Origin of the sequence: Bacillus sp. AY18-3, assembly GCF_008042305.1 — a bacterium.
In the GTDB taxonomy this organism is placed as follows: domain Bacteria; phylum Bacillota; class Bacilli; order Bacillales; family Bacillaceae_G; genus Bacillus_A; species Bacillus_A wiedmannii.
The window spans coordinates 332,004-351,358 of the sequence record NZ_QKQR01000030.1 but is presented as its reverse complement, the minus strand read 5'-3'; the positions used below and the strand labels follow the sequence as shown (position 1 = coordinate 351,358).

At 35.4% G+C, this 19,355-nt stretch carries 19 protein-coding genes and 1 pseudogene; 13 read left to right on the top strand and 7 right to left on the bottom strand.

Going from position 1 to position 19,355, the window contains the following annotated elements; genetic code table 11:
• Window positions 1-254 precede the first annotated feature (254 nt).
• Both DM800_RS24470 and DM800_RS24465 read right to left on the bottom strand, forming a co-directional pair.
• Window positions 255-1,109 carry a manganese catalase family protein gene (locus tag DM800_RS24470; RefSeq protein WP_060487291.1) on the bottom strand — a complete coding sequence of 285 codons (855 nt, stop codon included), beginning with the start codon at window positions 1,107-1,109 and terminating at the stop codon, window positions 255-257.
• Between the two features lie 234 nt (window positions 1,110-1,343).
• Window positions 1,344-2,477, bottom strand: a complete 1,134-nt coding sequence (locus tag DM800_RS24465; RefSeq protein WP_147787798.1) for a zinc-dependent alcohol dehydrogenase — start codon at window positions 2,475-2,477, stop codon at window positions 1,344-1,346.
• Between the two features lie 229 nt (window positions 2,478-2,706).
• On the opposite strand from DM800_RS24465, the gene sasP reads away from it, so the two are divergent.
• On the top strand, window positions 2,707-2,919 hold the full coding sequence (gene sasP, locus DM800_RS24460) for a small acid-soluble spore protein, SasP family (RefSeq protein ID WP_147787797.1): 213 nt from the start codon (window positions 2,707-2,709) through the stop codon (window positions 2,917-2,919).
• Between the two features lie 294 nt (window positions 2,920-3,213).
• A complete protein-coding gene (locus tag DM800_RS24455; RefSeq protein WP_147787796.1) occupies window positions 3,214-3,729 on the top strand; it encodes a DUF3231 family protein in 516 nt (171 codons plus the stop codon).
• 36 nt (window positions 3,730-3,765) lie between these two features.
• Here the strand turns inward: DM800_RS24455 and DM800_RS24450 are convergent, their stop codons facing one another.
• Both DM800_RS24450 and DM800_RS24445 read right to left on the bottom strand, forming a co-directional pair.
• On the bottom strand, window positions 3,766-4,242 hold the full coding sequence (locus DM800_RS24450) for a YndM family protein (protein WP_142293610.1): 477 nt from the start codon (window positions 4,240-4,242) through the stop codon (window positions 3,766-3,768).
• Window positions 4,243-4,535: 293 nt separating this feature from the next.
• Entirely contained in the window at window positions 4,536-5,393 is an 858-nt protein-coding gene (locus DM800_RS24445) for an MBL fold metallo-hydrolase (protein ID WP_098115836.1), read from the bottom strand.
• A 204-nt stretch (window positions 5,394-5,597) separates the two neighbouring features.
• Between DM800_RS24445 and DM800_RS30080 the strand changes: the two are divergent.
• A pseudogene (locus tag DM800_RS30080) lies at window positions 5,598-5,732 on the top strand (YolD-like family protein); the annotation flags it as partial.
• Between the two features lie 122 nt (window positions 5,733-5,854).
• Window positions 5,855-8,461 (top strand): phosphoenolpyruvate synthase, encoded by a 2,607-nt coding sequence (gene ppsA / locus DM800_RS24435; RefSeq protein ID WP_147787795.1) that lies wholly within the window; start codon window positions 5,855-5,857, stop codon window positions 8,459-8,461.
• 55 nt (window positions 8,462-8,516) lie between these two features.
• Here ppsA and DM800_RS24430 read toward each other — a convergent pair whose 3' ends face one another.
• Window positions 8,517-9,134 (bottom strand): TetR/AcrR family transcriptional regulator, encoded by a 618-nt coding sequence (locus DM800_RS24430; RefSeq protein ID WP_147787794.1) that lies wholly within the window; start codon window positions 9,132-9,134, stop codon window positions 8,517-8,519.
• A 131-nt stretch (window positions 9,135-9,265) separates the two neighbouring features.
• Between DM800_RS24430 and DM800_RS24425 the strand changes: the two genes are divergently transcribed.
• The 8 genes from DM800_RS24425 (at window position 9,266) to DM800_RS24390 (ending at window position 17,430) form a co-directional block, all read left to right on the top strand.
• Window positions 9,266-10,486: a YhgE/Pip domain-containing protein gene (locus tag DM800_RS24425; protein WP_147787803.1), complete on the top strand. Its 1,221-nt coding sequence runs from the start codon at window positions 9,266-9,268 to the stop codon at window positions 10,484-10,486.
• Between the two features lie 190 nt (window positions 10,487-10,676).
• Complete coding sequence (locus DM800_RS24420; protein ID WP_088063892.1) at window positions 10,677-11,111, top strand: ferritin-like domain-containing protein; 435 nt, start codon at window positions 10,677-10,679, stop codon at window positions 11,109-11,111.
• A 164-nt stretch (window positions 11,112-11,275) separates the two neighbouring features.
• Window positions 11,276-11,788, top strand: a complete 513-nt coding sequence (locus DM800_RS24415; RefSeq protein WP_147787793.1) for a GNAT family N-acetyltransferase — start codon at window positions 11,276-11,278, stop codon at window positions 11,786-11,788.
• Window positions 11,789-11,792: 4 nt separating this feature from the next.
• Window positions 11,793-12,671, top strand: coding sequence for an aminoglycoside phosphotransferase family protein (locus tag DM800_RS24410; RefSeq protein ID WP_147787792.1), 879 nt, complete (start codon window positions 11,793-11,795; stop codon window positions 12,669-12,671).
• 113 nt (window positions 12,672-12,784) lie between these two features.
• A complete protein-coding gene (locus DM800_RS24405) occupies window positions 12,785-14,113 on the top strand; it encodes a YjiH family protein (protein ID WP_147787791.1) in 1,329 nt (442 codons plus the stop codon).
• Between the two features lie 465 nt (window positions 14,114-14,578).
• Entirely contained in the window at window positions 14,579-15,166 is a 588-nt protein-coding gene (locus tag DM800_RS24400) for a GNAT family N-acetyltransferase (RefSeq protein ID WP_147787790.1), read from the top strand.
• A 329-nt stretch (window positions 15,167-15,495) separates the two neighbouring features.
• Complete coding sequence (locus tag DM800_RS24395) at window positions 15,496-16,128, top strand: YdcF family protein (RefSeq protein WP_060487279.1); 633 nt, start codon at window positions 15,496-15,498, stop codon at window positions 16,126-16,128.
• Window positions 16,129-16,281: 153 nt separating this feature from the next.
• Window positions 16,282-17,430 (top strand): acyl-CoA dehydrogenase family protein, encoded by a 1,149-nt coding sequence (locus DM800_RS24390; protein ID WP_147787789.1) that lies wholly within the window; start codon window positions 16,282-16,284, stop codon window positions 17,428-17,430.
• 136 nt (window positions 17,431-17,566) lie between these two features.
• Here DM800_RS24390 and DM800_RS24385 read toward each other — a convergent pair whose 3' ends face one another.
• Both DM800_RS24385 and DM800_RS24380 read right to left on the bottom strand, forming a co-directional pair.
• On the bottom strand, window positions 17,567-17,926 hold the full coding sequence (locus tag DM800_RS24385; protein ID WP_000716630.1) for a nuclear transport factor 2 family protein: 360 nt from the start codon (window positions 17,924-17,926) through the stop codon (window positions 17,567-17,569).
• A gap of 139 nt (window positions 17,927-18,065) precedes the next feature.
• Entirely contained in the window at window positions 18,066-18,536 is a 471-nt protein-coding gene (locus DM800_RS24380) for a DinB family protein (RefSeq protein WP_147787788.1), read from the bottom strand.
• A 69-nt stretch (window positions 18,537-18,605) separates the two neighbouring features.
• Between DM800_RS24380 and DM800_RS24375 the strand changes: the two genes are divergently transcribed.
• Complete coding sequence (locus tag DM800_RS24375; protein ID WP_088063884.1) at window positions 18,606-19,334, top strand: ArsR/SmtB family transcription factor; 729 nt, start codon at window positions 18,606-18,608, stop codon at window positions 19,332-19,334.
• Window positions 19,335-19,355: the final 21 nt, after the last annotated feature.

The window sequence follows — 19,355 nt, the reverse complement described above, 5'->3', positions numbered from 1 at the left end:
TAAAAGAAGAGGGGGGACAAGCCCTTCCTCTTTTTTACAATATAGGGATGCTATATATGAATAGAGGTAGGGATGTTATGAGTAGCTTCTAATGGTTCATTAGAAACGACATTAAGAGGAGCAGAATTATAATCAACATCACTTTTAAATAAAGAGGATTTATTTAAAACATCCTATCATATTAACAACAAGCTTACATGAATCTTTATAAAGAACTATGGCCAACCATGAATAAATAGTTGGCCATAATGATCTTAAAGATCCATATCTTTTAATCCAGGACTATGCTCATTTGGCATTTCAGGAAGTTCTGGTACAGGAAAACCTTTTGGTGGGTCAGTTACTGTTAATGTTCCTTTATTTCTACTTGGAGATTCACCTTGGAATATTTCTCCCATTCTTGTTGGATCTAAGCTGAAATTAAATTGTGCATTATGGAATCCCATGTCTACATATTTTCTACACTCTGGATATTTATTGATATCATAGTTCGGCACAGGGAAGAGTTTCCCCCATTCAACCCCTAATGTCTCTAAAGCTTTTGCAAAAGCATTTTGATGTGCATTATCACGTACAATTAAAAATGCAAGAGTTTCTCTAAATGTTTGATTGGAACTCATTTCATAAATTCTAGTTTTTTGAAGTACACCTGTAGATTCAAGTACGACATTATCTAGTAAATCGCTAATTAAGTTTCCATGACTATATACCCAAGATCCATTCCAAGGATTACCAGCTGCATCAACAGGCAATGAGCTTTGAGCACCTACAATAAAATGGTGAGGGTTTGCATGTTTAACCGCTTCATCAAGCGGTGCTTTGTCAATACCAGCATTTCCTGGCGTAGGTTCACCAGATCCAGTTAATAGCTGATTAATTGTATGTTGAACAAGTTCTACGTGGCTTATTTCCTCTAAAAAAACACCTCGAAGTAAATCACGATATTGCTTCTCTTTACCTCTAAAATTTGAGCTTTGGAAGAAATATTGCATCATTGTACGCATTTCACCATAATGCCCGCCTAATATTTCTTGTAAAACTTTTGCAGCAGCTGGGTCTGGTTTATCCGGCTTAATCATATTAATTATTTCCTCTTTATAATAAAACATGAAGTACACCTCTTTTTAAGTTAGTTAACATTGTTATCGTGTCCGCTAGTTGGTTACTTAATACTTAAATTCATTTTTTTACCAATTAACCGTTAATTTAGAATGCAAAGTCTTTTTGAAATAACCATTTTCCATGTGAGATGAAAGTGGGGGAATAGCTACTTACAATTTAATAAAAAAGATAAGATTACGGGATGTAATCTTATCTTTCATTAAGAATAATGAATTGTATCTTCAAGGTTTCAAAATGACTTTTATACAATCATCTTCACGATTATTGAAAATTTGATAACCGTAGCTCGCTTCTTCAAGGGGGATTTTGTGTGTAATAATCTCTTTTGGATCGAATTCTTTGTTTATTATTTTTTCAAACAGTTCCGGCATAAAATGAATAACAGGTGCTTGTCCCATTTTAAGATTAATATTTCTAACCCAAAATGCCCCGAGTGGAAAAGCATTATAATTGCCGCCATAAACACCCGTCATTTGAACCGTTCCGTATTTTCTTACGGCTTTCGTAGCAATTTGAATAGGACCGAGAGTTCCACCTTGTAATTTTAATTTTTGTTCTAAAAATTCTAGTGGTGATTTTTTTCCATCCATGCCCACGCAATCAATGACTACATCGGCACCGCCATGTGTGATTTCCTTTAAATGTTCTCCCATATCAGGAAATTTTGTAAACTCAAATATCTCAACATTGTTAATCTTTTTTGCATAATTCATTCGGTAATCTAAGTAATCGACTGCGATTACGCGCTTAGCACCTTGCATCCAAGCAAATTTTTGTGTCATTAATCCAACAGGTCCACAACCTAGGACGATAACAGTATCACCTGGCTTAACACCTGCGTTTATTACACTCCAATAGGCTGTTGGCAAAACATCGGATAAAAACAGTAGAGATTCATCTTCAAGTTCGCATGATTCTGGTATAACAAATGGAGTGAAATTTCCGAAAGGAACTTTTAAATATTCTGCTTGTCCGCCTGGATGGTTACCAAATTTCTCTGTATAACCAAAGTATCCACCAGAATCATAATGAGGATTGGAGTTATCACATTGGCTTTCCATTTCATGTTGGCAATAAAAACAATGTCCACAAGCAACGTTAAAGGGGATAACAACACGATCGCCTTTTTTTACTTTCGTAACATCTGGACCAACTTCTTCAACAATTCCCATTGGCTCATGGCCAATAATGTACCCTTCAGGTAACGGCATGTTACCTTGATATAAATGTAAATCAGAACCGCAAATAGCGGTTGAAGTAATTTTTACAATAATATCATCTTTTTTCTCTAACTTTGCATCATCAACTTGTTTAACTTGTACTTGGTTTGGTCCTTGATAGGTTACAGCTTTCATCACATATCTCCTTAGGAATCATTTTTCATAATTTATATGTATCTCTTGGCAAAACAGAAATCTATACATAGTGTTGTTATGAAAGTACGTTATAGCAACTCTTCTTTCTTATATCTTTTGCCCTATTTTAAGAAGAAACTCAATATTTATTCATAATCTAATTTCCACAAAAAGGATAATTATTATTTCATAATTTGTAGCATATTAAAAAAATCGGAGGTGAAACGATATGACAAACAATAATAGTGGAAGTCGTAATGAATTGTTAGTTCGAGGTGCTGAACAGGCTCTTGATCAAATGAAATATGAAATTGCACAAGAGTTTGGTGTACAACTTGGTGCAGATACAACAGCTCATTCAAACGGATCTGTTGGTGGTGAAATTACAAAACGTTTAGTAGCAATGGCTGAACAACAACTTGGTGGTAGAGCTAACCGCTAAGTAAATTGAAATACAATGTAGCAGATATGTAAATCAATTTCTTTTGTATATGTATAAAAATAAAAACCCTTATAGTAAATGGATTCTCACTCAAAGATTATTGATAATCTTCTTTCATAATCTTTGAGTATTTTATTTGTAAACTACTTTCCTAAACAATAAACACGCGGTGTTGGAAAGGTGTTTTCCATGCATAGTAGAAAATCTTTTGCAGGAAAAAGCATACTTAAAAATTTGATTTCAATATTGAAATCAATATTTATTATGATATTTTCGAAAGCGAGGAATTTAAAAATGGGTATATTAAGTGGAAATCCTCAAAATGAACCGTTACATTACGGAGAAGTATTTGATATTTGGAGTTATCTTCTCGCTGCACAAGGTGCACTTGCAAGCCATCAAGTATTTATGAATCACACAGGTGACGAAGATTTGAAGAAGTTTTTAGAAAGCTTAATTGAAAATGATATGAACTCGGAAATAGAAGAGTTAAAAACTCTTTTAAAGGTTAATGGCGTAGCTTTACCTCCTGCTCCTCCAGAACGACCAGTTGCATCTATCGAAGATATTCCTCCAGGAGCGCGTATTAATGATGCTGAAATAGCAGCAGCTGTTGCTACAGGATTAGCAGCTGGACTTGTGACATGTAGTCAAGTGATGGGAAAATGTCTTCGAGAAGATGTAGGGATGCTATTCGGCCAATTTCATATGAAAAAAGCGCAAGCAGGTGTAACTTTGCTGCGTTTAAGTAAGAAAAAAGGGTGGGTAGTTCCACCTCCGTTACATGTAAGAAATTCTGATCAAGCTTAAGAAACAAAAATAAAAAAAGTGGCATTGGCCACTTTTTTATTTTTTAGATGTATCCTCAACTTTGGATTTATTTATTGTAGAAGAATCCATATATTCATCTGACATTTCCATAGCATATTTATCATGATGAATATGATTGTGATTTCTTAATTCATCGTCGTTACGCAGTACTAATCTCTTCATATAAATATGGAAGAAAACCTCTATTCCGCCAATAATTAATGCGGCAATAAATGAAGACAGGCCAATATTACGAGTAGCATCTAAATTCGTAAATAAGGATGTTAGTAGCCAAATGCCGAAGAAGCTTAAGCCGAAATCTGCCATTGTAGCAATCATATTTCCGTATTTAGGTAAAATGAAGAGATCGCCGATTAAATAGGCAGCTCCTGTTAGGAAAAGAGAAATGAGTAATACTCTAGGAATTGAAATGCCTTGAAAGATACCGAGTACCATTAGTAATACTGCAGTTATCGCTGTGTATTTAATTAATAAAGCAACAATATGTTTCATCATTTTCCTCCATTGTTTAAACGTATATGGAATAAAATATTTCATAAAAAACGGGTTATGCTATATAGCGTAACCCGTTTTATTCACCCTTTAATGGTAAGAAGTACAACCTGGGTAAAAAGCAGGCTTATACTACGTATAGTATTTGCGGAGTATCAAGTTTTATTCGCAAGGTGTAGTTCCATTCTTATAATAGAGATGTTGCCTAAGTACATTGTTTTTATATTAAACTTAATAATTTTTTCTGTTTTGATTTTGTTTCTTAAATATAAGAAGAAAAAGTATTTTTATGTTTAATGTATCTTTTTGTCTACATATTTTCCATAATCGGGTACAGCGATTTTATCAAATTCTTGAACGAGTGTTTTGAGGCTTGTTGATAGCAATTCACCGGACATTGGTATCCCATGTCCAGTAATAGCGACCAGAGGCTTTACTTCTTCTAATTTAATGACTGATTCTTTAGCGGCTTTCCAGTCTGTTGTTAAATAACGAGGGGGGCCGCTTATTTCCTGTTCCTGAGTAAATACTTTATATAGATATTCTTGTTTCACTGTAACAAAAGCATCCCCAGCAATTAAAGTTCGGTCTTTTTCTCGGAATAATGAAATATGCCCAGGAGTATGCCCTGGTGTATGAATCCATCTAAACTCTGGCATATGGGGAACAGTTCCATCGGTAGGTAGTACTTTTACGCTATTTCCTAAATCAATCGGTTCATTAGGGAACAGGGGAGACATTTTGGCTACCATACCACCTTCAACTGTTGGATCTGGTTCAGGATAGCTTTGTTGTCCAGTCAAGAACGGTATCTCCAGTTGATGGGCATAGACTGGAACATCCCAATACTTAATGAGTTCAATTATTCCTCCAACATGATCAAAATGCCCATGAGTTAAAATAATTGCTTTTGGGCGGCTATTTGTACCAAATCGCTTCTCAGTAACGGAGATAATTTCATTTGCACATTTAGGCATTCCAGCATCAACTAAAACAAAATCATTGGTATGCGGATTTCCAACAAAACATATGTTGACGATTTGAATCGTGTAACAAAATAAATCAGGCAATACTTCAAGGCCATGACCACTTTCAATTGAAGTTGCTGGAATAAACTTGTAATCACTTCCATAATTCATTTCCTTGTTCACCTTTTATCCCCCTTAATATGTTTCAATACGACATTATAGTTCCCTAATTTCTCGAATCCATTTTGGGACATTTGAAAAAAGAATTAGTGGGGGATTACAAAAAAAATTAAGTCCTAGAATTAAGGTGGAGACATATGAATTTATATAATAGTTTCTACAATTTTTTTTGAGGAGGGTGATGAGTTAATAAAATATTTATCTTAATATTTTAATGTGTATTTATATAAAAATTACATAACAGTAGCTGATATAAATCCATTAAATAAGACGATTACTTGTACCGATGCTTTTCGTAATCAAAGAATGTTTAAGTTTGGTGATGTAGTTGAAGTGAATTAGAGGGGGGGGAATATCTCTTCCTAACTTAATTATATCATGTAAATCAAGTTCGAAATAGACTGTTTATTCGTATTTACTACTGCTACAATCAAGAACACATGCATAGTAAGGAGAGATGGTAAATGAGTTCTTTCGTTCTCGATTTTCAGGAAATAGAAAACACGCAGCTTGCACTCGTTGGTGGAAAAGGATTGAATTTAGGGGAGTTATCAAGCGTTCAAGGGATACAAGTGCCAGAAGGATTTTGTGTTACAACGGTAGGATATGAAAAGGCCATCGAGCAAAATGAGGAGTTTCAAACTTTGTTGCAGCAACTAACAAAGTTGAAAAAGGAAGAGCGAGCCCAAATTGGTGAAATGAGTAAGAAGATTAGAGAAGTCATTATGGCAGTAAAAATCCCTTCTGAAGTAGTGGAAGCGGTAGCTCATTATCTCTCACGTTTTGGAAATGAACATGCGTATGCCGTGCGCTCTAGTGCGACGGCTGAAGATTTACCGTATGCCTCGTTTGCTGGTCAACAAGATACGTATTTAAATATTATCGGTAAAGAAGCGATTTTGCAGCATGTAAGAAAGTGCTGGGCTTCTTTATTTACAGAGCGAGCAGTAATGTACCGCATGCAAAATGATTTTGAACATAATCAAGTTTCTATATGTGTTGTCGTTCAAAAAATGGTTTTCCCAAAGGCTTCGGGAATTTTATTTACTGCTGATCCGGTTACTTCTAACCGAAAGGTAGTATCAATTGATGCCAGTTTTGGACTTGGTGAGGCGTTAGTATCAGGGCTGGTCTCTGCCGATAATTATAAAGTAAAAGAAGGCGAAATTACCGGCAAGATGATAGCAACTAAAAAATTAGCTATTTATGCTGTAAAAGAGGGCGGAACGGAGACGAAACAGATTGATCCGGCTCAGCAAAAAATTCAAGCATTGTCTGAAAAACAAATTTTACAACTAGCAAGTATCGGAAGACAGATTGAAGCTTATTTTGATCGTCCGCAAGATATTGAATGGTGTTTAGTTGATGATACATTTTATATTGTCCAAAGTCGCCCAATCACGACTTTATATCCAATACCAGAAGTAAATGATGGGGAAAATCATGTGTATGTATCGGTTGGTCACCAGCAAATGATGACCGATCCCTTGAAGCCATTAGGAATGTCTTTATTCCAGTTAACATCTTTTGGACAGAGGTTTCAAGCTGGGGGAAGGTTGTTTGTTGATGTTGCACAAAGATTGGCTTCGCCTACTAGTAGAGAATTTTTATTAAATATGATAGGGAATTCGGAACCGCTTATTAAAGATGCATTAACGACTGTAGTCGAGCGAGATGATTTTATTACATTGTTACCAGATGATGAAAAAGAAAAGAGTGTTGGTAAAAGTGGACCACCTGCAAGCTCGCAACCACAAGTCGAAAACAATTCAGCGATCGTTACGGATTTAATAAAGAGGAATCAAGCATCAATCGAAGAGTTAAAACGAAACATGCAAACGAAATCAGGGGTGGATGTACTTGATTTTATTTTGGAAGATATTCAGCAATTAAAGAAAATATTATTTCGTCCGCAAAGTATGGCTGTCATTATGGCAGGTATGAATGCTTCAACATGGATCAATGAAAAAATGGAGCAATGGCTAGGCGAAAAGAATGCAGCGGACACACTTTCTCAATCCGTACAAAACAATATTACGTCTGAAATGGGGCTAGCATTACTCGATGTTGCTGATGTGATTCGGCCATATCCAGAAGTTATTGCGTATTTACAACATGTAGAAAATGATAACTTTTTAGATGAATTAGTTCAATTTAAAGGCGGAGAAAAAGCTCGAGATGCCATTCTAACTTTTCTAAATAAATACGGAATGAGATGCAGCGGAGAAATCGACATTACGAAAACGCGCTGGAGTGAAAAGCCAACAATCATTATCCCAATGATTTTAAATAATATAAGAGACTTTGAAGCTGGCGCTAGTAAACGGAAGTTTGAAGAAGGACTGCAAGAAGCTTTAGAAAAAGAAGAAGAGTTATTAGAGCGATTACAGCACTTGCCGAACGGAAAACAAAAAATAGAAGAGACGAAGCATATGATTCGTAACATCCGTGATTGTATCGGTTATCGTGAATATCCAAAATACGGCATGATTAATCGTTATTTCATATATAAGCAGGCATTATTAAAAGAAGCCGAGCAACTTGTACAGAGCGGTGTCATTCATGAAATCGATGATGTATACTATCTAACCTTTGAAGAACTGCACGAAGTTGTTCGCACGAATAAACTAGATTACGCGCTTATTCATAAACAAAAAAATGAGTACAAATTATATGAAAAACTAACGCCTCCCCGCGTTATGACGTCTGATGGAGAAATCATTACAGGTAAATATAAACGAGAAAACCTCCCAGCTGACGCGATTGTAGGTTTGCCTGTTTCTTCAGGAGTGATTGAGGGAAGAGCTCGCGTTATTTTAAACATGGAAGATGCGAATTTAGAAGAGGGGGATATATTAGTTACTGCCTTTACTGATCCTGGCTGGACACCGTTATTTGTGTCTATAAAAGGGTTAGTCACCGAAGTTGGCGGGCTTATGACTCACGGGGCAGTGATTGCACGTGAATATGGATTACCAGCAGTCGTCGGGGTAGAGAATGCTACGAAACGAATAAAAGATGGGCAACGAATTCGGGTACATGGGACTGAAGGGTATATTGAAGTGTTGTAATGAAATAAAAGATCATCCGCTATTATAGTGGATGATCTTTTATTATATAGCTGACTTATTTTTTTAAGCCAGCCGCATAAAAAGGTCCATGAACTGCGATTGTTGATAAAATACGAGCAATTTCCTCAGGTGTTTCTTTTTGCCCGTTATTTAACCATTGCTGAATGACACCTATATGAGCAGATGCCATATATGAAGTTAAGTATTGGCTTGGGACAAGTAAATTCTCCTTATTAATGAGGGCACCATTCGTATCTTCAAATAGTGTTTTCCACATAAAGTCTTTCAGTTTTGTTTGGAAAGATAAATCTCCTTTTGGACTAAGTACAGCTTTCATAAAATCACTATTTTCATTTAGAAATTCAAGAATAGAAGTGATAAGTATAAACGGCATTGTTGGGGAAGGATTTGACCCAAGATCAGCAATAACTTCAGGCAATCTCTGTTTGGCAATGCTAGAAAACTCATACATAATTTCTTCTTGGCATTTCGTCATTAAATCAAATTTATCTTGATAGTGCGCATAGAAAGTGCCGCGATTAATGTTTGCTTTCGTTGTAATATCTTTCACTGTAATGGCGTCAAAGCTTTTTTCTTCAATTAGTTCCACCAATGCATTTCGTATGGCAGTTTTCGTACGAATAACTCGTAAATCTAAATTACTATCACGCAAAGTATGTCCCTCCTCCATTTTAGCCAACACATTTCAAAGATGTGTCTTATAACCGACACATTCACGATTTTTGATTATTGTATAAGGATCAACTCAAACATATAATTCAAATATAAATAAACAACACGTTGTTGGTTATTATAAATCAAATGATAGGAGGAGAAAAGAAAATGTTTAAAAATAAACTTTTATTGTTATCACCAGTTATTGCACTACTTGTTGTTTTTATTTTTTCATTAACGTTATTTCCAACTGTTCAACCTCAGCCGAAAAACTTGCCAATCGCAATTGTAAATGAGGATCAAGGAGTAGAAATTCCGAATCAACCGAAGATGAATATGGGGCAAACGATTGTTGATAATATGAAAAAGACATCAAAATCAGATGAAGAACCTGCGGTGAAGTGGGTAGAAGTGAAAAATAAAGAAGCAGTTCAAAAAGGTTTAAATAATCAAGAGTATTACGCAGCATTAGTTATTCCGAAAGACTTTAGCGCAAAACAAGCATCATTACGAACACCACAGCCATCTTCGCCAGAGGTAGAAATATTCATAAATCAAGGAATGAATACAGCAGCTTCAACTATGGCGGGGCAAATGTTAAATGTGATCGTTGATAATATGAGCAATACTGTTCGTACACAACTATTAGAAGGATTGAAAGCAAAAGGAGCTACATTAACAGCAGACCAAGTTTCAAATGTAATAACACCTATTGCAAAGAAAGTGATAAATGTGAATGAAATCGGCAAAAATAGTGCGAACGGTAACTCGCCAATGTCTTTATTCCAGCCGTTATGGATTGCAAGTTTAGCGAGCGCAGCAATTATTTTTATTGCGATAAGTAAAATGCGAGTAGGTACAAGAAAAGAAAACTTCGTATTAAAACTAAAACAAATAATAACAGGGGCTGTCGCGGCACTTGTTATTGGATTTGGCCTCACATGGATCGCGGATGGTATGGTAGGTTTAAATATTTCGAATTTCACGGATACGGCACTGTTTTTATCAATTACGTCCTTTAGCTTCTTTTTAATGATATCCGCAGTACTTTCACTAGTTGGACTAAAAGGAATTGGTGTATTCGCACTCTTACTTTTCTTTGGGGCACCGTTATTATCGTTAGCACCTGAAATGTTGTCGCCATTTTATCAAGACTGGGTGTACGCATGGTTGCCAATGCGATTTATGATTGAAGGACTTAGAGAAATATTCTTCTTTGGAAAAGGGTTAAGCTGGAGTACACCCCTTACTGTGCTCGTTTGGATTGGCGTAGTAAGTATGGTTATTATTTTAGCGACTGCTTTCAAATGTAGTGTAGTAAAGGGACAAAAAACGGAATTAAACGCATAAAAGCAAAAAACGTTTCACTAGGAGTGAAGCGTTTTTTGCTTTTTATTAACTTATCGGGAAATCAAGAAGGATAGGTTTTTCTATATTTTAAAGGGAATAGAAGAGTTCGGATTTGCAGTTCCTTTTTATATACATGCTCCTGCTATTTCAAATTGCATAAAATGTTATGTGAAATAATGGAGGGGATACGATGTATAATTCGAATGATTATGATTGGTATAGGCAAAATGATAAGTTGATTCGTGATATTGAGAAAGCAATTAATGGAGAGTTTAGTGCTATAAATTGCTATGCGAAATTAGCCAACATGGCTCCAAATGCGGCGGAACGAAATCAAATTCTTGAAATTCGTAACGATGAAATAAAGCATTTTCATCATTTTGTACAAATCTATACAAATTTAAGTGGTCAGCAGCCGAAACCACAAATTACAGAAGAATGTCCAAATACGTACTTACAAGGATTAGAATTCGCAATACAAGATGAACAGAAGACAGTAGATTTTTACTTGGAAATTTCAGATGAAGCATCGGATGCACATATGAAAGAGTTATTGCGCAGAATAGCTGCCGATGAACAAAATCATGCGGTGTGGTTTTTATATTATTTTGTGAAGACGAAGTGAATGCTTAATGAATTAAAACCGTTTCACTAGTAGTGAGACGGTTTTTTGATGGAATACAAGTTGTAAAATAGATACTTTGAAGGTGTAATAATTATTTTTGGTATATAATGTATAAAACGTAATTTAATAAAGAGAGAAGTAAGTTTTGAAAGGGGAACGGCAATATGGAGAGAAATACAGTTAAAGAATATACAATTCGAACTGCTACTGAAGAGGAAAGCGATAGCATTATTACTCTATTAAGAGAAGTAGCAGAGTGGCTACAACATAAAGAAGTAAATCAATGGCAGTATCTGTTAGGTGGAGAGGCTACGGCTGAAATACTAGAAGGGATAAGAGAGAAATATACATATGTGGTTATGAAAGAAGATGAAATAATCGGTACAGTTACAGTATCTCCTAAACAAAATGAATGGGACGAGCGTATTTTTGGTAAAGAGAATGTTTCCGATTCTTTATATATTCATAGATTTGCAGTGAAACGAAAGTATAAGGGGAATGGAATCGGAGAGTGGATTTTACAATGGATAGACGAGAATGTGCACTGTGACAAAGAGTTTTTGAAGCTAGATTGTGTGGGACATAATCGTACGTTGAATGATTTTTATAAGAGAAATGGTTTTGAATATGTTGGGAGTACAGAAGGACTTAGTAAGTTTCAAAAGAGGAGGGGATAAGTGGATGAATCAAATTCCTACTGATTTAGTTAAAAGGTTGATAGGAGAACAGTTTCCTAAATTGGCACATTTAGAAGTGAGACCTGTAAAGTTTAGTGGGCATGATAATAGAACGTTTCACTTAGGGGATGAGATGAGTGTAAGGTTGCCAAGTGATGCGGCATATGCACCACAAGTAGAGAAAGAAAATAAGTGGTTACCGATATTAAGTAAGGAGCTTTCTTTACCGATTTCTACACCAGTTGCGAAAGGTAATCCGTCTGAATCGTATCCATGGCCTTGGTCTATTAATAAATGGATAGAGGGCGAAACAGTTACGAAACAAAATATTCGTGACTTAAATGAATTTGCGGCGGACTTAGGTGCATTTTTAGTAGAATTGCAATCCATTGATGCGAGTAATGGACCGATCGCTGGAGCACATAATTTTTACCGAGGCGGGCTTATATCTGTATATGATGAAGAGGCGAGAGGTGCGATCGAAAATAACAAGGACGTTTTTGATGAAACTGTATTAAAGCACCTTTGGGATGTAGCACTCCAGTCAACGTGGGAGCGTAAGCCAGTTTGGGTTCATGGGGATGTTGCACCTGGAAACTTACTCGTTAAGGACGGAAAGCTTTGTGCCGTAATTGATTTTGGTATTTTAGGAGTAGGCGATCCGGCTTGTGATGCAGCGATGGCATGGACATTTTTTGATAAGAATAGCAGAAACGTATTTAAAGACGTATTGCGCATAGATGAAGAAACGTGGAATAGAGCGAGAGGATGGGCACTTTGGAAGGCGTTAATTACATATGATGCGAATAAGACTAGTAATAAAATAGTGGCAGAAGAATCGCATCGTGTTATTCAAGTAATTGTGGATGATTATGAGAGATAGTAAAAAAAGCCTATTTTAAAATAGGCTTTTTTTATATGATTAAATATTAGAAACTGAAAGAAGGAATGTAACGTTATTATACAGAATATTTAGATAATAGGAGGTGTCGAATTTTGAGTGAAATTGAATTAAAAAGGAATGTAATTAAGACTGGGAGTGAGAAGGGGGTTATTCTCCGGTTTATACTCGCTAGTCTAGTTGGGGTGTTTATGTTTTTCGTACCAGTTACGATAAACGGTGCTTCGTCCATTATGATTGATCATATCGTATCATGGATCAGGACTTCGGTTCCGAGCGTCGTACCTTATTATGCACTACTCGTTATGATAATAGGTTCGATTTATCCATTTTATACAAAAAAGTGGAATGCATCTTTCGTAGACATTTGTTTTTCGATTTTAAAAGTAGTTGGTGTTGTCTTTGGTGTATTATATTGCTTGAAAGTAGGGCCAGCTTGGTTCTTTGCACCAGATGTAGGGCCGTTTTTGTATGAAAAACTAGTCATATCGGTAAGTTTACTCGTACCAATTGGCTCGGCTTTTTTAGCGTTATTAGTCGGATACGGATTACTTGAATTTATCGGTACGTTTTGCCGTCCCATTATGAGACCGTTATGGAATACACCAGGACGATCAGCAATCGATGCGGTTGCGTCCTTTGTAGGGAGTTATTCGTTAGCTTTATTAATTACGAATCGCGTGTATAAAGAAGGAAAGTATACGACAAAAGAAGCAGCGATCATCGCTACAGGCTTTTCTACAGTATCCGCAACATTTATGATCATCATCGCAAAAACATTAGACATTATGCATTTATGGAATGTTTATTTTTGGACTACTCTTGTTGTAACATTCATCGTAACTGCTATCACCGTAAGAATCCCACCACTTAGTAGAAAACCAGATACATATGTAACGAAAGAAGGGTTCCCAGAGCCTGTTTATAAAGAGAAAATGTTAGAACGTGCTTGGGAAGACGCGCTAGAAGTATCGAAATCTGCACCGAGTATTATGAAAAATATCGCAGTGAATTTAAAAGATGGTTTTATTATGACGATGGGAATTTTGCCATCTATTATGTCAGTAGGATTAATTGGTATCGTCTTAGCGAAATTCACGCCAATATTTGATTGGATCAGCTATATTTTCTATCCATTTACATGGCTATTACAATTACCAGAAGCAGAACTAGCTGCTAAAGCGGCATCCGTTGGTATCGCAGAAATGTTTTTACCTTCTCTTTTAGTTGTAAGTGCACCACTTGTGACAAAGTTTGTTATTGCGGTTGTTTCCGTGTCATCTATATTGTTCTTCTCAGCTTCCATTCCTTGTATTTTATCGACAGACATTCCGTTAAAAGTATCGGAACTTATTATTCTCTACGTACAAAGAACGATATTAACATTACTTATTATTACGCCGATTGCTTATTTGTTACTTTAAAGTTTTAAAAAGATAAATCTCTAACAAAAGAAGTCTTCTGTACAAGGAAGGCTTCTTTTGTTTAAAATCGGGGTATTCCCACATCACTATCATGCTAAGAAAATCAAATATCCTAAAACGTGAAAAAATACTATTTTCTGTTTTTGTGATGTTTTTATTTATTTTTTGAATATGACGTCATGCTTCTTAAGAAGATTCCTAGTCCTGCAAAAAAGAAACCTAAGCATAATAAGCTGCCTGGTGTTCCCCAAGTAATTTGATCTAGCATTTTTATCCCCTCCCATTTATCATTATATAGCATTTATTGGGAATTATCAAAATTTTCCTTTTTAAAGGTCAGTGATGAGCTTTCCCGCCTTATACGAGAAGAATATATTTGAAAAGGAATTGTTTTAAATACATTCTATTATTCTTATAAAACGTTTTCTTTTCGTATGATATAGTAACAACAAAGGGGGCTTTCAAATGGAAATAATTCACGAAAGAGCAAAGTTACGGATAATAGATAGTGATGATGTCGAAACTTTGTTTTCGATTGTAGAAGGAAATCGGGATATTTGGGCGTATTTAATTTCTAAAATGGATAGTGCGCAAGATATGCAGCAATATGTGCAAAAAGCGATACAGGGTTATGGAAATGGTACTCAAATCCCTTTTGTTGTAGTGGATCAACAGACGAATACGATTGTAGGAAGTACACGTTTATATAATATTTCAGTAGAAGATAAAACAGTAGAGTTAGGGCAGACTTGGTATCATCCAAGTGTGCAACGTACGAGTATAAATACAGAGTGTAAGTATATGCTTCTTCACTATGCTATTGAAAAATTGCATATGCTGAGAGTACAAATTAAGACGGATGCAAGAAATGAAAAAGCACAACGAGCAATTGAACGTTTAGGAGCAGTTAAAGAAGGTGTGCTTAGAAATGAAAGAAAATTACCAAGTGGTCATGTGAGAGATGCAGTTGTGTATAGTATTATTGCAAGCGAATGGCCAATAGTGAAAGCTCGTTTATTGGAAAAATTAGAATTGTATAAAGAAAAGTTATAATTCGTGTTTTGAAAGGTATATTGTTCGTAATACATGAAAAATATACCTTTTTTCTTACAAAATGCTACTTTATTTTAATTACTTTTGTTTCATCGTTCCCTTCTGAGAAAAAATTCGTTACAATGTAGTTGTATGGTAATAAACTTATGAATTTAAAACATGTAATGAAAACCGCAAATAAAAATGAATTGATAATCCTCAATTTTAAATGAAAACCCTTTTATATATAAATAACAAGTAAAGTTCCTTCTTTTAAATAAACTCAAACAAAACGATTTGATATAAATGTTTTTTATAGAAGTATGGATGATGTACGGAGGCAATTACAAATGAAAGAAAATAAGAAAAGTAAGAAAAGACGAATCTTTCAAGTATTTTTACTAATGATTTGTTCTGCTATTTTATATGTAAGTTATGCAGCTTACGATATTTGGAGCTATCGTTTTAAAACAGATGATAGTATGAAAACGGATGCTGGTATCGTACTAGGAGCGGCTTCTTGGAATGGAAAACCATCCCCTGTATTTAAAGAAAGAATTAATCATGCGATTTCTTTATATAAGAACGGAAACATTAAAAAGATTATTTTTACGGGTGGTACAAAGTTCGAAGCAGAACTTGAGGAAGCGCGTACTGCAAGAGTATATGCAATGAAACAAGGTGTAAAAGAGGAAGATATTTTAATTGAAACAAAATCCCTTTTCACAGAAGAAAACTTAAAGAATGCGAAGGAAGTTGGAATAGAGAACGGAATACGCACATACACGATTGTAAGTGATCCACTTCATATGAAACGCGCAATGAGAATCGCAAAACATATTAATATTGAAGCGTATGCTTCACCAACGCCGACATCAGCATATAAAACGTTAGACACAGAAATACCATTCTTCTTTAAAGAATTATTCTCGTACATTGGATATGTAACCTCTTTGCCGTTAAAGGCATTGAAGGGAGACTAATATAAGAAAAGAACCTATTTTAAATGGGAACTTTTCTTATTGGTCAAAAACATTGTATTTTTATCGGAATAGTGAAACAATAGAGAGGTAGCTTCATATAATCATAATGAAAAAGTGAGCGGTTGATGAATCGAACATAAAGGAGATTATAGTATGGCACTCTCATTTGTTGAAACAGAAGAACAATCTTTCATTATTGAACAAATAAATAAATTGATTCCGAAGTTCATGGAAAGAGAGCATCAACTAAGTGAATTAGGATCATTTCCGTATGAAAATATAAGTGATTTGAAAGCTATCGGATATACGAAATTAACGTTACCGAAGGAATTTGGTGGTAGTGCGATTTCTTTATATGACTTTGTTTTATTTCAAGAGAAAATCGCGGAAGGCTGCGGAGCTACTGCGTTATCGATTGGCTGGCATAGTGGCATTGTGAAAGAGCTAGCGGAAAATCACTCTTGGAATGATGAGATGTTCAAATGGTTTTGCGAAGAAGTACGTAACGGTGCACTCTTTAATCGGGCAGCAACAGAACCAAAAACAGGGAGTCCGACGCGTGGTGGTAAGCCAGAAACAATAGCGGTTCAACAAGGTGAGAAGTGGATTATAAATGGAAGAAAAACTTTTACAACGATGGCGCCAATACTTGATTATTTTATTATTTCAGCGAGTATTGAAGGTCGAGAAGAAGTTGGAGAGTTTGTCATTCCGAGAAATACGCTCGGTATATCCATTGAAGAAACGTGGGATAGCGTTGCGATGCGAGGGACTGCTAGTCATGACCTTGTCTTACAAAATGTAGAGATAGAAAATCGCTTTTTTACAGATGTAAAGGGCGGGAAAGTGAAACAAAAGGGTATTGGCTGGTTGCTACATATACCAGCATGTTATTTAGGAATTGCACAATCAGCAAGAAATTATGCAGTTCAGTTTGCGGGATCATACAAGCCAAATAGTTTAAATCATTCTATTAGTTTATTGCCGAATGTTAGAAGATTAGTTGGAGAATTAGAACTTGAGCTTATGCAAGCTCGCGTCTTTTTATATCAAATTGCGAAAAAGTACGATGAGGCAGAGGATAAACTATCATTGCAAGCCGAACTAGCAGCAGTGAAATATGCTGTAACAAATGCGGCAATATCTATTGTAGATAAAGCAATGCGCATCGTAGGAGCAAAAAGTTTATCAGAAAAAAATCCGCTTCATCGTTACTATTTAAACGTCAGAGCAGGATTGCACAATCCGCCGATGGATGATGCAACACTATCTATGCTGGCGGATGCGGCGTTTCGGTCGTAGTTTTTTTAACTTACATTTTATTGTTTATGGACAATATAGTTGTTTTGAAAGCACGTGTTTGATTAGTAATCGAACACGTGCTTTTTATGTGTACGACGTACCAAATTGAGATGTAGATTTTTAGTATAAATGGTTATCATGATTTTGTAAGTGTTCCTTGATGGAAAAACATTTGCCATTTTCCATCTATCAGTTTCCAAATGGAACTTCGCAAAGTATTCTGCATTCTAGTTTCATCTCTTACAAGATATGTCGCCAACACAGTATCCTTCGATAAAGGGTATATTTCAAAATTAGAAAGAGTCATTTCTCTCACACTAAGTCCGTCTCCACCAACAGAATCCTTCTTATACCAAACGTTTCCCGAACTTCCAAACTCAAAAAAGTCGTCTGCAAGTAATTTGTCCAGTTCTGCTGGATTTGTACGAGTTTTAGGTTCTAATAGTTTTTCCTCCAGTTCACATAAATGCTTTTTTAATTCAGAGTGCTTTTTCACGTGATCATCCCCATATATTAATTATCGTACAACAACTAAATTGCTCTTTTTAACTAACGGGAAGAATTTTGACTAGTTAGATAATTGGTTGCGTATTATTATAATGCCAGTTTGAAAGCTTTGTAAACATTTGTTATATTTAATCCCAAATTAAAGGTCTTTCCAAGTTTATCATTCGTAAATATTGTAAAAATTGACCAGAATGGACCGCATCATGATAGGCAATTCGTAATAGCATGTCGCCTAAATATCTTTGATAGCCAACATCGCTTCGATCAATAAGGGTTGAATCTAGCTCAGCTATGCTTATGGATTGAACATACTCTATGAAGTCAGTAAAGTACGATTGTGCCAATTCAATTTCTTTTTTTACACAAGTAATTGGCTCGTCATCATACGGGAAATGTATATCATTTATTGAGCCGTTGTTTTTTAAAATCATATGATAATAAAAAGTTGAGCTCCATACATGACGAATCATCTCACCAAAGGACATAGCTTCATGATCAGGCTTCCAATTAAGAAAATTATCGGGAAGAGAATTCCATAATTTTTCTGAGCGTCTTCTCGTTTCTTTCAAATTTAATATACTAAGATCAATTGCATTCATAATACATTCTCCTTTACTATTAAACTTAAAATAATTGTATCAGTTTAATAGTTAGGGTATCATCGAAATATGAATGTATATCCGAATATCTCATATATAGCTAAACTAATTGCTGAACCTACAAGAGCAATTATCTTAGATTGTCTAATGAATAATCAGGCACTACCTGCTAGCGAATTGGCTTATATGGCAAAGGTGTCACATCCAACGATTAGTTCTCATCTTTCTAAATTAGTAGAGGGGAATCTACTTACAGTTGAACAACATGGTAGACATCGTTACTATCGACTTGCTAATCAAGAGGTAGCAGAAGTTCTTGAAAAGTTAGGAACAATTGCACCATCAGTCCAAGTTCGGTCTTTAAAACAATCGGATCAATTAAAACAAATTCGTTATGCTCGAACTTGCTATGATCATCTTGCAGGCAGACTCGGTGTAGAGATAACTGAAAAATTACTACATAGGGAATTTATAATTTTAAAGGAAGGAGAATACATTGTAACGGAACAAGGTAAGCAATGGTTTCTGAATTTTGGAATAAATATTGAAACGGCAGATATAAAGAGAAGGGTATTTGCAAAACCTTGTCTTGATTGGAGTGAACGACGCTACCATATTTCTGGGTGGTTAGGATCTGCGATAGCAAAATTATTTTTTGAACAGGAATGGATTACAAAAACGGATAAGAATAGAGCCGTCCATCTTACAAAAAAAGGTATGAAGTTATTGAAAGACCAATTAGGCATTGACATGGAAAATAAAAAAGTCCATCAAAATGCAGTGCCTCCTATCGAGTAAACAGTATTAAATAACCTGAGT

What these genes read in the sequence shown, in the direction of transcription:
- sasP (WP_147787797.1), top strand. Translation starts at nt 2,707, where the DNA reads ATGACAAACAATAATAGTGGAAGTCGTAATGAATTGTTAGTTCGAGGT.
- DM800_RS24470 (WP_060487291.1), bottom strand. Translation starts at nt 1,109, where the DNA reads ATGTTTTATTATAAAGAGGAAATAATTAATATGATTAAGCCGGATAAA.
- DM800_RS24390 (WP_147787789.1), top strand. Translation starts at nt 16,282, where the DNA reads ATGGCACTCTCATTTGTTGAAACAGAAGAACAATCTTTCATTATTGAA.
- DM800_RS24380 (WP_147787788.1), bottom strand. Translation starts at nt 18,536, where the DNA reads ATGAATGCAATTGATCTTAGTATATTAAATTTGAAAGAAACGAGAAGA.
- DM800_RS24465 (WP_147787798.1), bottom strand. Translation starts at nt 2,477, where the DNA reads ATGAAAGCTGTAACCTATCAAGGACCAAACCAAGTACAAGTTAAACAA.
- DM800_RS24395 (WP_060487279.1), top strand. Translation starts at nt 15,496, where the DNA reads ATGAAAGAAAATAAGAAAAGTAAGAAAAGACGAATCTTTCAAGTATTT.
- DM800_RS24415 (WP_147787793.1), top strand. Translation starts at nt 11,276, where the DNA reads ATGGAGAGAAATACAGTTAAAGAATATACAATTCGAACTGCTACTGAA.
- ppsA (WP_147787795.1), top strand. Translation starts at nt 5,855, where the DNA reads ATGAGTTCTTTCGTTCTCGATTTTCAGGAAATAGAAAACACGCAGCTT.
- DM800_RS24400 (WP_147787790.1), top strand. Translation starts at nt 14,579, where the DNA reads ATGGAAATAATTCACGAAAGAGCAAAGTTACGGATAATAGATAGTGAT.
- DM800_RS24420 (WP_088063892.1), top strand. Translation starts at nt 10,677, where the DNA reads ATGTATAATTCGAATGATTATGATTGGTATAGGCAAAATGATAAGTTG.
- DM800_RS24455 (WP_147787796.1), top strand. Translation starts at nt 3,214, where the DNA reads ATGGGTATATTAAGTGGAAATCCTCAAAATGAACCGTTACATTACGGA.
- DM800_RS24375 (WP_088063884.1), top strand. Translation starts at nt 18,606, where the DNA reads ATGAATGTATATCCGAATATCTCATATATAGCTAAACTAATTGCTGAA.
- DM800_RS24410 (WP_147787792.1), top strand. Translation starts at nt 11,793, where the DNA reads ATGAATCAAATTCCTACTGATTTAGTTAAAAGGTTGATAGGAGAACAG.
- DM800_RS24450 (WP_142293610.1), bottom strand. Translation starts at nt 4,242, where the DNA reads ATGAAACATATTGTTGCTTTATTAATTAAATACACAGCGATAACTGCA.